Here is a 14,283-nt window from a genome sequence, read left to right on the forward strand (position 1 = left end):
CAGAGCAAATGATAAAACTAAAGATAACTCAACTGTTAGTATTATTCACAACTATAATATTTATTCAGATTCTAGCCAGAGTATACATAAAAAATGAGGTTGTATGTAAATGATGCTTCTTCAATGAACTTCATTTCTTTGAGGTCCACTTTTTTTGTTGAACAAACATCCATATCGAAAAATGTTATTTATGATAATATTACCTTCTTCTCTCTTCGCCTCCAATATTCCAGCCTTATCTTTTTCCATACTTTCGGTTATTACGAAGTTTAATATTATTCATTTTGTTATTAGAATAGTCCGATACAACCTTCTTGAAAAAAGAAAAAGAGACCTAACTAACCATACTGCCAGTCAGGTCCCTTTTCACTACTTCCAACTTAAACAAATCTTAATAAGCTCCTGCCAATTCCTTTTCATCCTCAAATACTTCTTTTAATCGTCTTTCTAATTCAAACTTAGCTTCCGTTACTTTTTCCATATCTGGTTTATCTAAACCTAAGAAATAAACGAGAAGTCCACGCATAGCGGTTAATCTGTTTTCTGCTTCATCGAATACAATAGAAAGGTCGGAATCAATCACTTCATCTGTTACTTCTTCACCTCGTGTTGCTGGTAGACAGTGCATAAACTTAGCACTTGGTTTTGCCTTTCTCATAAGGTCCATGGTCACTTGATATTTTGGATAGAAGATAGCCAGTCTTTCTTCTTCTGATAGTTCAGCTTCATATAATCCATACCATACATCAGTATAGACGAAATCTGCGTCTTTCAATGCTTCGTCTGCTTGATCGGTAATCAGGAAGCTACCCCCAGATACTTTACAGTTTTCTTCCATGATTTTTATGTGATGGTCTTTTAGTTGGAATCCTTTAGGGCCAAAGTGAACAAAATCCATACCCATTTTCGTTGAAATAAAGCCAAGAGATGCACAGACTTGAGTTGCATCACCGACAAATACCACTTTACAATCCTCTAATTTCTTTCCCTCTGGGAGATGCTCTATCATCGTGATAATGTCTCCCATTTCTTGTGTCGGATGATTATAGTCAGACATTGCATTGATAACAGGGATGGTTGAATTTTTGGCTAAATCTACTACGGATTTATGTCTTTCCACACGAGCCATCAAAATGTCCACTAATCTGGAAAGAACACGACTTGTATCTTCAATCGTTTCATGTCCACCTAATTGAATTTGACCTGGTGCCAAATACTGTGCATGTCCACCAAGTTGTTCCATAGCAGTTTCAAAGGAGACACGTGTTCTAGTTGAAGATTGTTGAAAAATCATACCTAGTGTTTTATTTTTAAGTAATTGTGGGTAATAACCAGCTTTTATACATTTTTTTAATGTCAGTGAAAGGTTTGCAATATCCATTAATTCCTTTTTGGAAAAATCATTCGTATCAATATAATGTTTTACTGTCATTGTTTTCTCCTCCTTATATCATCGTTTATATAAAAAACTCAATCCATTCGATTTGAACTCCCAATAATAAGTGTTCACCCAATTGTTTTGGCTGAAAAAATTCAATTTTTTTATTAGACAAGTACCAAGGTTTTTCCTACTGGTACACCTGAAGGTTGCTGTTGGGTAATACAGTGGATATTTCCGCCACCTAGTAAAATTTCTCTTGCATAAACCCCTACTACTTTACGATCAGGATATAGCTCTCTAAACAATGCCAAAGCCTTTTCATCATTAGGATCATTAAATAGGGGAATCACGACACCTCCGTTCGCTGTGTAATAGTTTGCATAGGATGCTGCCAAACGGTCCCCTTCCATTCGTGGAAGTGTTCCATCAACGACATCTACCCCTTCGCTCTCTTCTTTAGTAATCAATATAGGGGATGGAACATGTAATTTATGAATAATAAATTTACGGCCCTTTGCGTCTGTTTCATTCGACAAAATGTTATAGCATTCTTTTGAAATTTCATATTGTGGATCTGTTTGATCATCGGTCCATGCTAACACCACTTCTCCTGGACGTACAAAGTTACAAATATTATCCACATGACCATTTGTTTCATCTAAATATATTCCACGTTTGAGCCAAACGATTTTTTCTACATTTAAGTAATCCATTAGTATATCTTCTATTTCTTTTCTAGATAAAGAAGGATTACGGCCCTCACTAAGCAGACATTCTTCTGTTACTATTAAAGTGCCCTCGCCGTCCACATGGATGGAACCGCCTTCAAGAACAAAGTTAGTCAACCGATATCGGTCAATTCCTTCCAAATCACATACCTTTTGAGCGACATGATCGTCATTATCCCAAGGAAAGTAAAGTCCATCAACAAGTCCACCCCAGGAATTAAAGGTCCAGTCAATGCCTCGTACCTTACCAGTTTCATCATTTACCACAAATGTTGGTCCAACATCACGCATCCATGAATCGTCTGTTGCCATTTCCACTACACGAATATGGGGTGGCAGCATATGGCGTGCGGTATCATATTGATCTCTGTTGACAACCATGGTTACTGGTTCAAATTCAGCAATGGCCTTTGCCACTTCGGTAAATGCTCTTTGAGCTGGCTTTGCACCATAGCGCCAATTATCAGTTCTTTCTGGCCAAATCATCCAGCAACCTTCGTGATGTTCAAATTCAGCAGGCATGCGGTACCCGTCCATCTTTGGATTACTATGCAACGTTCTCATCATTTTCGTCTCCTTCACTTTTATTCTTTTGTTTAAGACTATAGTGAACAATTATCTCTCCAACTAAGGCAGCGATCATCGTACCTATTAGAAGTGGAAGTTTAAAGACCAATTCCTCTTGACTTAAATTGAGTGGTATTATGGTAAAGATTAATGAAGCTACAAGTAAAACAAGTGGTACAAATGCGATAATTTTAAGCATTGCTCCTTCAGCTTTTACCTTAAATGGACGTTCCCTTTCTGGATCAATTTTTCTTAATTTGAGAAAGGAAGGAAACATGTAAACATATGAAGCAAGTAAGGTAACTAAATTAAGTGCAAAGAAGCTCCAGAAAATATCCTCTAATCCAATTGAGTTCATGATTGGTACAATTAAGACAAGTACAGAGGCTACAATCCCATTTAGTAATGGTGCACCAATTGGCATATCCGTCTTCTTGCTTTTCCATTTAAAAATACTTGGCAAGCTATGGTTTTCACTAGCATATAGGGCTACATAGTTTACTCCGTATGCCCATGAGATAAGATTGGCTGCCAATGTATAAAGGAACATCAGTCCTACTATGGTTACAAACCATCCACCAGCAGAGCCGAGTAAAATGGAGAAGCTATCAATCAGACCACTATCGGTTGTAAGCTGATCAAATGGAATTGCAACGCCCACACCAAAGGCAGCAAGCAAGTAGAACACCGCTATCAATATTCCACCCATAATCAGGGCCTTCGGAATATCTTTTTGCGGATTATTCATCTCACTTGACATGGATGTTACGACTTCAAACCCAAGGAAATTAAAAATAATAACTGACAAGAAGGAAAGGCTTGTAATATCTAACGAAGGGAGCAAGGTTTTAACTGTAAACGTATTTGCTACACCTTTTGTTAATGCAAAGTAAACACCTATCGCACCAAGACTTATCATAATAAACACTTTAAAAAATGCTGCTATGTTCAGAATCCATTTGCTATCACTAATTCTAAATAGGCTTACTACTGTAACGATCCATACAAAAACCAGTGAGATTACTATGGAACTAATTGAATTAAATTCTGTGCCAAACACTTGTGTGATGGTTGTTGGAAATAGTACGGCGAGAGAGCCCATCCATAATGGAAAGTTAATCCAGTAATACCAGGCAACCCTACCTCCATTTCTTGGCCCGAAAGCACGCTTTACCCAATCGTAAATTCCACCTTCGTCATCATAGGTCGTACCTAATTCTGCCGAGACTAAACCATATGGTAAGAAAAAACAGATTAATAGAAGGAACCACCAAAAAAACTGTGATGGTCCAACTGCTGCAGCAGGGGCAACCGATTCTGCTACGAGAACCACCGTTACCGCCATAAGTACTGAGTCAAATAAACGAAGCTTTTTTTTGTTTTCCATCGTCTCCACTCCAAATAACTTCATTTTTTATCCACGATAAATGAAATGACGATCAGCTGGGATTTTAGTTTAATTAGACTAGTATAATGGTTTGGATAATGAATTTTACTATTCGTTTTTTGCTAAGGGCATCTAACCTAATCGTGTGTTGGTCAACAATAGAAGGAGATTTAAACCAATACCCTTTATCCCTAATCTCTTTTCTATTGTCGACCAAATCATTTATCGCGTTTTTTCAACACTGCTGCAGTAATGTTTATACCCATATATTAATGCTAGAGAAACTTTTTTAAAATAGCTTTGAAGCCTTTAGATTCAAGGCCTCCAACTATAAAAAACGTTTCATTTCATGAAACATATACTGGAAAATCTAGTCTATATTTCCGAATTCAAAAAACACGTTTCAAATAGTGAAACAAGTTTTATATTCCAGATAAAGGAAGTGTTTTAGACAATCTAATGATCGTTAGCAGTCACCAACTGATGATCTGATTCCTAAAAATAACACAAAAAGACCCCAAACTATGTAAAAACATAATTTGAGGTCTCATTTTCCGATAGCAATATTTAAATTATTCTTTACTTGAATTCTTACTCGTTATTTCATCCATATACTTATAGGCGATTAATTCTATTATACTAATCATTGAAATTCTAGAGGTCATATCTATATCATTAAAATCGATATAGTCAGCAAATACATAGAGATTAATATGACTCATATTTTGGACAGGATTATTATTAGCTGAGGTGATAGAAACCACTGTTGCCTTCGAACTTATATTTAACTTTTCAATATCACTAATTAGTTCCTTATCTTCTCCCCCATAGGTTAAAAAGAAAACAAGATCTGTATTTCGAATCCCATTTAATAGCATCTTGCGGAAATAGTGATCTTCAGGGAATACCACCTCGAAACCAAGCCCAGAAAAAATATATTCAAAATAATGGCCAACACTCTTATTTAAACCTCGTGCCATGACGACTAATCTTGGATTTTCTTTAAGCCTTTCAACAATTTCATCCACTTTTTCTTCATCTAAGACCCTCACAGATTCATAGATATTTTTTATGTATTCAATACGATAATCCTCCTGTGATACGACAAAAGGATTGTGATTTTCAATAATGTTATTATCTGTATATTTAAGTATAGCCGTTAAATCACTGTAGCCAGAAAAACCAATTTTTCTAAGAAAACGGATAACCGTTGCAGGAGAAACGTAGCATTTAGCTGCAAAATCTCGAATGGTACTCTTCTTTACCTCTTCCATATTTCGAATAATATAATTATATAGTTCCTTTTCGCTATTATTCAGGGAATGAATGTGCTTCGATGTTATCTCAAAAAAATCCATTTTCTCACCTTCCGTATTCTATCCCTATGAATATCCCTGATTTTTGACTATATCGAATGTCTACATTTCAAGCTGATCAAAATCAATTTTAGGTGGTGCTTTTTTGAAAAAGTCCGTAGAGACTACTAAATAAACAATGCCAAGTATAGTCCAAATGAGTCCAATGGTAATTGAAAACAAATCCAGGTTACTCCATAGATAAATAATAAAACCTAAACCAATGAAAGGAATGACTAAATTTCCAAAAATATTTCCCAGAGAATGTTTTTCCTTCGATTTAAAGAAATTGGTAATTACACATATATTAACAAAAGAAAAGGCAGTAAATGCCCCTACATTAATAAGTGATGTTGCTGTTCTTAAATCTAAAAATAGGGCAGACAACGCTAGAATTCCAACTAATAAAATATTAAATACGGGAGAATTAAATTTAGGATGCAAATATCCAAAGAATCGTCTAGGCAAAACCTCATCTCTCCCCATTGCATATAGCAAACGAGAAGCGCTAACTTGTGCCGCTAAGCCTGAAGCAAATACCGAAAAAAAGGCTCCTGCTAGAAAAAATGAGAGAAACAAGTTTCCTCCTATTATATAAGCAATTTCAGGTGAGGCCCCCTCGATATTTTTAAATACGGACACGTCTGGAAAAAGAGATTGCATAAAATAGGTCACTGTAAAGAAAAAGATACCGCCAATAGAAGCCACAATTAATATCCCTTTAGGAATCGTTTTTGTTGGATTGATCGTTTCTTCAGAAAGTGTAGTGATTGCATCAAAACCAATAAAGGATAATGCTAAGAGAGCTGCAGCTGAAAACAATCCCGAATAATCCATTGAAAAGATTTTTTGTATTGGGATAAAGGCTTCTGGTCCTGCTTGTATGGAACGAATATTAAGAATAATAAAGATAATAACAACTAAAAACTGATAGACAACTAGTAATATATTGATTGATGCAGCAACTTTTACGCCAAAAACATTTAAAAAACTAATAATGGCAACTAGTCCAACAATCCATACCCATCCAGGAATTTCAGGAAATCCTGACGTAAGGTAAATCTTTGCTAAAAGGGCATTAATCATTGGTAGGGCTAAGTATGCAATGAATGAAACCCATCCAACAATAACACCTAAATATGGGTTTAATATATTTTTCGTGTAGGTATAAACTGAACCAGCAGTAGGATATCTTTTTACTAATTTACCATAGCTTAAAGCAGTAAAAAGGATAGCTGTAAATACAATAATATAAGCAGCTGGTACATGACCAGATGATATTTCAGAAGCAATTCCAAAAGTATCAAAGACAGCAAATGGTGACATATATGCTATTCCGATAGCAACCACATGAATTAATTTCAATCTTCGTTGAAACTCATTAGTCTCTTTCATAGCAGCACTCTTCCATCTATTCTATTTTATTTGAGCATACCAAACATGGTAATTATACTACTATACATTTATGTCTATTTTACCATCATTTAGAATTATTTGTGACGATTCATTGTATATGCTGTCAAAAATTCCCTTTCCTTCTATTTATGTTTTGGTAAAATTAATGAAAGAATAGCAAAAGATATAATGAAATTTGACCAGAGATTGCATTTTTAGAGAATGGAATCTATAAATAAATGTTCCATCTTCCTTCAAAACATTTTAATTTATTTTATATCCAACCATCTGATTCCTTTTCTTTTCATCCCTTCATCCCCTTACTAATTATTGAATACATATGTATATATCAATAAGGGCATTCCCAGTTTCTACAAAAAGATATCATTCTGAAATAAAACATGGACTGAATGATGAAATTTTTATTTAATTTATTCCTACTTTACTTACTAATAAATTGGGAAAGATAATATCAAATCAGATGAAAGGTTGGATAAAAAATGTTGAATCAGAAGAAATTGGACATTACTGACCAAGTAGTAGGAAAGCTAAAGAATGGAGAGATTGAGCTACTCCTTGAAAATAGCCCAATTGGGAAAATTAAACTCCCTGAAAACCTACAATTTGAATTAGATCATCATTTCGAAGCAAATCAGCAGAGGATTTTCCAGCATGTAACGGTGACCGAAGGAAAAGATGCCCGGTATACTGATTGCGACGAGGGTGGCTGGTGTTAGAGGAATAGGGTAACTACTATCATGGATATTGAATAGATTAATTGGCAGCCGAGGGGTGAAACGTAGCTGCCAATTAATCCTACTCAAAGTCACAAATACCTACCAGTAAGGTATTTTTTATAAAAAGAGTTCCATCATTTCCACATCAAAATATGTTTCCTCCACTTTTAAAGCACTATGTTCAACCCCATAGGTTTTAAAACCTAGAGATTTATATAATTTTTTGGCTGGGGTATTATTTGATGTTACATGTAAGGCTAGCTGTTCAATTCCTTCTATTTCATTAGCTTGATCAATGGCGGCTAACATGAGAGCCTTTCCAACTCCAGATTCGCGAACCTCTGGATTAACATACATCGCACCAATATTGGCTCTATGTTTAATTTTGTTTTTCTTTTCTAATAATAATGCGACTACCCCTACAAGTCTTCCCTCTATAAAAGCACCGAAAGTAAAGGCGTTTTCGGAATTTAACTTATCTGCAAATTTCTCAATAGAACCATCCTTCTCCTCTTCAAAGCTGGAACTGAATGCTTCCGGGTGGGCCTTTAATGCCTCTAGTCTTACCTCTTTAAAAGCTACAGCATCTTTTGACCCGAGAATTCTTATTTCCATCAGTTATTTAATCCTCCTAATACCTATTGTTTCAATATTCTTCTAATTAAACGCATTCTTATTGATTAGATTGATTTTGGAAAAACTTTAAATAGAATTATTAATTCTATATTACAATAATCTGTTTTATGTAATTCTGCTTTTGTCTATCAATATCCTGCATTTTAGGAACTATTAAAAATTAAAAGCTAAGGATTTGCTGACCCTTAGCTTTTTTTGTGTATGCATTTATTGAGTTAAAAGCCGTTCAAAGCTTTATAGGCATTGACTCGGCCATATATAAATTCAGAACCGGTTCCTCTCACCGGATCAGCAGTGCTCGTTATCCGATTGACCACTTGTCTATTCGACGCTGCTGAATTCTTATTCCAAGTAAGACTAACCAATCCTGCAACAGCTGCCGAAGCCATCGAAGTACCACTCATTGACGTATAGCCCCCGTTAATAGATGTTGCATAAATCGATTGACCTGGCGCGGCTACATCCACCCAACCGATACTGTAATTAGAGAAAGTTGTTTTCATGTCTTGTTGGTTTGTCGCTGCCACACTCAACACATCATTGTATGCTGCAGGATACTGTTTCGTTGTCGCCCCCTCGTTACCTGCCGGAGCGACAAGTACCTTTCCTTTCAGCCAAGCATAATGGATTGCTTCTTGATATGCCTGAGAATAATTAGGAGAGGTATACGGCATAAGCACCACATTGGCTCCGTTATTAGCAGCAAAGTACAAGCCACGAATAATATTTGAGGTTAAACCATCACCTTTACTGCTCAGCACCTTTACAGGCATGATTTTGGCAAATGGATCCACTCCGCTTCCGCCTAAGGAATTATTCCCTATAGCTGCTGCTACACCGCTCACATGGGTACCATGTCCATGGTCATCTTGGGGGAAGGAGTCGTTGTTTACTGTGTCTATCCCCGGCACAATCTTGGGTTTTAGGTCTGGATGATTCATATTAACTCCCGTATCGAGCACAGCAATGGTTTTAGGGAATGAACTGTATTTGATATCCCATGCATACGGCAATGACATTTTTGCTAAATGCCACTGTTCACTTATATTTGGATCATTCCATATTGCAGCGACTGTATGAACATAATCGAGCTCAGCCGCTTCAACAGCTGGATCAGAGAGCAGCCTTTTTTTATACTCCTCAGCTTTATCCGACGGTGTTTTGACAATACTCCAATTTCCGATTGTTTCTATTTGTTGGAGATTGGATATACCTTTAATGTCTTGCAGAGATTTACCAGATTTCATTTTAACAAGGACCCGATCTTTCGCAGCCATCACTTGTGTAGTTGAGCTGGTTGATTTTGAGTCGATTGGTTTTGCTTCAACGGCATTTGCGGATTCCGATGTACCCCATCCGAAAGCTAAAGAAAGAACCATAATAAAAGCTAAGAACTTCCGTCTTTTTCTCATTAATTACATCCCCTTTTACTTATTGAAATTGAAAAGAACAGGGCGTATAAAATCCTTTCCCCTCTGTAAATTCAGCAATAGTAATGAAAACCTAATATCAAACTTTAAAAGAGTTTCTTTACTATACAAAATCTATATTTAGTAAAATTATAATCTCTCATTCTTTTAAGCAAAAGGCGACATTTTTATGTCTACCATTCAAAAAAAGATGCTTATTTCAATGAAATAAGCATCTTTCCCTAAAGCAGTCCCCATTTGCTGCATTTTTCAGCCAACTCTTTACTCGTTCGCTGCCAAGCAAACTTCTTCATAATCCTACTAATATGTTTTTTCACCGCTGATAAGCTGATACAAAGCTCCTCAGATATCTCTGTTTGCGTTTTTCCTTTTAATATCATCTGCAAAATTTCGATATCACCTTTACTGAGTAATCCTTTCTTTTTTTCAAAAACTAGCTTTCGCAATCGCTCTCCGAATTTGTGGGATTTATTTTCCATCGCATTCACAATACTACCAGGCAATTGCTCAAAATCCTGCTTGTAGACAAATTCATAGGCACCATTTAAAAAGGCTTCATTAAAGATTTCATCATCTTGATCTAATGAACTTAGCATGATTACCTTTATATGTGGAAATTGGGTCGTAATATCTAATGTTGCATCCAATCCTGAAGCATCATACTGACTGAGCATAATGTCCATAATAATTATATCCACTGACTCCGTACTCAATGTGGTGAAACACTCTTCTACTGTAGAAACACAGGAAACTAAATCTATCTGACTATGACCATCAAAAAAGCTATAAATCCCCTCTCTCCAATCAGGATCATCATCAACAAACATTACCTTAATTTTCCCCATACTGACTCCTTTTCCCATCTTTTGATAATTAGTTTAATGGTCGTACCTTGTCCAATTTTGCTTTTGACTTCTATTCTTCCTTTGTGGGCTTCCATTACCTTTTTTACCTGATACATACCTAGGCCAAAATTTCTCCCCGTTCTTTGTTTTGTTGAATAAAAAGGTTCAAAAACATTCTGCAATTGAATGGTATCCATCCCTGGACCAGTGTCACTTATGGAAAGAACAACTACCCTCTTCTTCCCTTCTAGATTTATATGAATGGTGCCATATTCCCTCATGGCTTCAATTGCATTATTACAAATATTTATTAAACACTCGGTAAAAAGGCTCCTGTCAACTGATACTTTAATGGGGAAATATTGCTTCTCAACTCGGATATTCGGAAAAACTTCCATTGCCTTCGCGACTTCATCAAGAACCTCTGATAAATTATGTTCCTCCCTATGTACATTCAATTTATCATTTACAGCATGGGAAACCTGAGCCATCGTCTTCATCATGGTATCATGAGTTTTTAATAGAGTATCAACATATCCCTCAATCTCAGAAAACTGTTGATTGTTCAAGCCTTTTTTAATATTTAAGGCGTTCAATTTTATTTTCCCAATCGAATTTTTCAATGAGTGATGAATTAATGTCGTTCCAAGATGAACGGTTTGAACAGACTTTCTCTTCAAACCTAGGAAGGTACCTCGAATAAATAAAAATAAAATAAGCAATATGCTTCCAATACAAATAACAGGAATAACCAATAGTATTTGATTGCTGTAAGGATTTGGGATAAAATGATAGGCATTTAAGCTTATTAAAGGAACAATAAAAATAAAGGCAATCGCACTATGGTACATACGCTGTTTAATATTTTTTTCAATAATGATTGGCCGTATTGCTAAACCAAAAGCAGCAACTACATAAAAGACACCCCATATGGCGATCATCAATTCATTCATATTATTTGTAGGTAAATCTGTAAAAAAGACCAATGTAATCCAAAGCGGAAGACTCAATGCCACTAAAATTCTATTATTTTGTTGTAATAGAGAGTTGTATATTAAAAAGAATATTAGAATGCTAAAATAAGGGAATGTATTAATAAAAAAGTTTAATAGACCAACAAAAAAGGTAGCGATTAATATTATTTGTTGGCTGCCATACTGACTTATATACTGTAAAAATTCTCTTTCTAAGATGACCTGTAGACCCGTTAATCCACCACATATACATATTAATGCAGCCCAAAAAACTAACCGACTTTCTTTGTTTTTTTCTCTAATATAAATTCCCAGACTTGTCATAATGACAAACATAAACAGGAATAAAAGGTTCACAAAAATGGCTAGCCCTCCCCTAATTAGTTGTAATATTGTTATTATCAAGAAATATCAATTTTTATATATTCTACATATTCCGACAATTATCCTTTGATGAGTCTCTTATTAGACTAGTAAATTAGACCTATTTTATAATTGTATGACATATAATACTTATGAATAATGGAATAATAATTTTTTCAAAACAAAAAATAACTGTATAAGTTCAAATAGTTCACAACAAAAAAATGATCACGATCTATTTGAAATACACAATCGATTCGATCTATAATGAATGATTTTTCTTTTCGAAATTGCATCCTCTTTTACCGATCTTGAAGAATTACACAATTTGAACTTCCTAAAAATTATAGTAAAATAGTACTAGGATTACTTTTTATTATTCCTTTCCATCAGGAGAGTAACAAAAATGACAGATTATATTTTGCTCATAGTTAGTATATTTTTTTGCACCTTAATTTTGAATTTTATCCGTTTCAAAGGGAATGACCTACTTAATAAGTTAATACTTACTTTTTCAACACTGGTACTGATTCTTCTTGATGAACTATTTTTTGATTTTACCCATGCTAAGTGGTTTCTTTTTATCTTTGTGGGCATATCCATTCTTTGCTTTAATCTTTATGGTGCAATCATTAGTCCTTTTCTGGCATGGATTTTCCTCTGTATCTTTACTAGAGATGAGAATATATGGATCCTATTATTTTATTTACTCCTCTCTTCAAGTATGTATTTTACTCTGAACTACATAAGTAAAAGCAGAAAACAAAGTGATGAATGGCTTCAACAATTAATTGCCAATTCCAAACAATTAAACGTTTTTAAAGAGGTTAGCTTTGCCATGCAGCAAACACTTGATTTGCAAAAATTATTGCTAACCATCCTCACATCTGTAACTGCAGGCTATGGCTTGGGCTTTAATCGGGCCATGATTTTGTTAATGAATAAAAATGAGACCAAGTTAAATGGTGTTTTGGGAATTGGTCCGATGAGCACCAATGAAGGCTATAAAACATGGGAGGAAATAATAAATAAAAGGTATAGGCTTAAAGATCTAATTAAAATTAATGAATCGGAAAAAGAGACAGATTCAAAGCTCAATGAACGAGTGAAAAACCTAAAGATTTGGTTATATGAATCCCATTTCCTTTCAAAGATTTTAAAAAATGGCTCACCTCAAATTATTGAAGAACTCAATCAGACCGATCGTATTGGACGCTTACTTGCAGAGCAATTTAATATGTCGTCGATCGCTGTATTTCCATTAATTTACCAAAGCAAGAAGCTTGGTGTGTTAATTATTGATAATCCGGTAAATAAAAAACCGATTACTGTAGAAGATCTCGATAGTATCTTGCCGTTAGCCAATCAGGCTGCAATTGGAATTCAACATTCACGCCTTTACTCAGATATTGAGGACATGGCCATAAGGGATGGATTAACTGGGCTGCTAAACCAAAGAGCCTTTCAGAAACTTATCGTTGAACTGCTTCCAAATAGCAGCCATGATATATTGTCTCTCATCATGTTAGATATCGATCACTTTAAACATTATAATGATACAAACGGTCATCTGTTAGGCAATGAGGTATTAATTCAACTAGCTAATGTCATTGAGCAATCAATAAGGGAATCGGATTTAGCGTTCCGATTTGGAGGAGAGGAATTTGTCATCCTACTTCCGAATACGGATAAAAACATTGCTTGTAAGATTGCAGAGAGGATTCGGAAAAGTGTTGAAAATACACATTTTCCCAATGGAGAAAAACAACCTTTAGGCCGCCTTACGATAAGTCTTGGCGTTTCCGTAACCAACGAAATCGAAACAATTAATCCAAATAATCTTATTGAAGTAGCCGATAAGGCCCTATACAAAGCAAAAGAACTTGGGCGAAACATTGTTGTTTCATAAAAGGAGATAATAATGATGTACGGAATTATGATTCTTTTTATAACCTTTATTTTTCTGGCTACAATTTTGCTCACCAACAGATATTTTTATTTTTGGGAGTTAAAGTCGTCAACCTTAAAACTAGCAAGGGAGCTAAATCTAAATATTTTTGAATTAAATTTTTCCTTTGAGCAAATGGTCTATTTCATTTCCTTACCAACAAACATTCCAACCATAAAAAATGCAAAACTAAATGATATTGTCATTGAATTTGATTATATTTCTCCCTTTTTCCCGAAATTATCTGGAATTAAAATTAGTATTCAATCGATTACCGAAAAACGAACCTTAGCTTATTTACCAACGAAGCTTTTTCGTCTTCCGGCACTTAGTCAATTGCTACAGCAAGGAAAAATAAGTATTGAAGATTATCTTAAAATAAGCAGTTATAAATTAATTCACCCATCTACAATAGAGGAGATAAAAAAAGAGGTTTATCTACAATTGCAACAAGGGCGTATATAATGATGGAGCCTGATTCCTAATTAAAACAAGGGACAGGCTCCTTTTTTTGATTTAAGGAGATTATTTTCTAGA

12 protein-coding genes are annotated in these 14,283 nt (G+C 35.0%); 3 read left to right on the forward strand and 9 right to left on the reverse strand.

The window, feature by feature from the left end:
• Window positions 1-391: 391 nt before the first annotated feature.
• From ptcA to BQ6100_RS08890, 5 genes are all read right to left on the reverse strand, one after another.
• Complete coding sequence (gene ptcA, locus BQ6100_RS08870; protein WP_075981320.1) at window positions 392-1,432, reverse strand: putrescine carbamoyltransferase; 1,041 nt, start codon at window positions 1,430-1,432, stop codon at window positions 392-394.
• Window positions 1,433-1,545: 113 nt separating this feature from the next.
• Window positions 1,546-2,673 carry an agmatine deiminase gene (gene aguA / locus BQ6100_RS08875; RefSeq protein WP_075981321.1) on the reverse strand — a complete coding sequence of 376 codons (1,128 nt, stop codon included), beginning with the start codon at window positions 2,671-2,673 and terminating at the stop codon, window positions 1,546-1,548.
• Window positions 2,657-4,063 (reverse strand): APC family permease, encoded by a 1,407-nt coding sequence (locus tag BQ6100_RS08880; RefSeq protein ID WP_075981322.1) that lies wholly within the window; start codon window positions 4,061-4,063, stop codon window positions 2,657-2,659. The genes aguA and BQ6100_RS08880 overlap by 17 nt, the downstream gene beginning before the upstream one ends.
• A gap of 572 nt (window positions 4,064-4,635) precedes the next feature.
• The gene (locus tag BQ6100_RS08885; RefSeq protein ID WP_075981323.1) at window positions 4,636-5,421 is read right to left on the reverse strand and encodes a MurR/RpiR family transcriptional regulator; all 786 of its coding nucleotides are present in this window, start codon (window positions 5,419-5,421) and stop codon (window positions 4,636-4,638) included.
• Between the two features lie 60 nt (window positions 5,422-5,481).
• Window positions 5,482-6,813, reverse strand: a complete 1,332-nt coding sequence (locus BQ6100_RS08890; RefSeq protein WP_075981324.1) for an APC family permease — start codon at window positions 6,811-6,813, stop codon at window positions 5,482-5,484.
• Between the two features lie 500 nt (window positions 6,814-7,313).
• Between BQ6100_RS08890 and BQ6100_RS08895 the strand changes: the two genes are divergently transcribed.
• Window positions 7,314-7,550 carry a YusG family protein gene (locus tag BQ6100_RS08895; RefSeq protein ID WP_075981325.1) on the forward strand — a complete coding sequence of 79 codons (237 nt, stop codon included), beginning with the start codon at window positions 7,314-7,316 and terminating at the stop codon, window positions 7,548-7,550.
• Window positions 7,551-7,667: 117 nt separating this feature from the next.
• On the opposite strand, the gene BQ6100_RS08900 is transcribed toward BQ6100_RS08895, so the two are convergent.
• The 4 genes from BQ6100_RS08900 to BQ6100_RS08915 all read right to left on the reverse strand — a co-directional run bounded on the left by BQ6100_RS08900 (window position 7,668) and on the right by BQ6100_RS08915 (window position 11,771).
• Complete coding sequence (locus tag BQ6100_RS08900) at window positions 7,668-8,165, reverse strand: GNAT family N-acetyltransferase (protein WP_075981326.1); 498 nt, start codon at window positions 8,163-8,165, stop codon at window positions 7,668-7,670.
• A 236-nt stretch (window positions 8,166-8,401) separates the two neighbouring features.
• Window positions 8,402-9,598 (reverse strand): S8 family peptidase, encoded by a 1,197-nt coding sequence (locus BQ6100_RS08905; protein ID WP_084780301.1) that lies wholly within the window; start codon window positions 9,596-9,598, stop codon window positions 8,402-8,404.
• Window positions 9,599-9,837: 239 nt separating this feature from the next.
• Window positions 9,838-10,461: a response regulator transcription factor gene (locus tag BQ6100_RS08910; protein ID WP_075981327.1), complete on the reverse strand. Its 624-nt coding sequence runs from the start codon at window positions 10,459-10,461 to the stop codon at window positions 9,838-9,840.
• Window positions 10,443-11,771 carry a sensor histidine kinase gene (locus tag BQ6100_RS08915; protein ID WP_075981328.1) on the reverse strand — a complete coding sequence of 443 codons (1,329 nt, stop codon included), beginning with the start codon at window positions 11,769-11,771 and terminating at the stop codon, window positions 10,443-10,445. The genes BQ6100_RS08910 and BQ6100_RS08915 overlap by 19 nt, the downstream gene beginning before the upstream one ends.
• A gap of 433 nt (window positions 11,772-12,204) precedes the next feature.
• Here BQ6100_RS08915 and BQ6100_RS08920 point away from each other — a divergent pair, with 433 nt between their 5' ends.
• Both BQ6100_RS08920 and BQ6100_RS08925 read left to right on the forward strand, forming a co-directional pair.
• Window positions 12,205-13,707 carry a sensor domain-containing diguanylate cyclase gene (locus BQ6100_RS08920; RefSeq protein ID WP_075981329.1) on the forward strand — a complete coding sequence of 501 codons (1,503 nt, stop codon included), beginning with the start codon at window positions 12,205-12,207 and terminating at the stop codon, window positions 13,705-13,707.
• Window positions 13,708-13,722: 15 nt separating this feature from the next.
• Window positions 13,723-14,211 carry a hypothetical protein gene (locus BQ6100_RS08925; RefSeq protein WP_075981330.1) on the forward strand — a complete coding sequence of 163 codons (489 nt, stop codon included), beginning with the start codon at window positions 13,723-13,725 and terminating at the stop codon, window positions 14,209-14,211.
• Window positions 14,212-14,283: the final 72 nt, after the last annotated feature.

Source organism: Bacillus massilinigeriensis, from assembly GCF_900117315.1.
Taxonomy (GTDB): domain Bacteria; phylum Bacillota; class Bacilli; order Bacillales; family Cytobacillaceae; genus Bacillus_BE; species Bacillus_BE massilionigeriensis.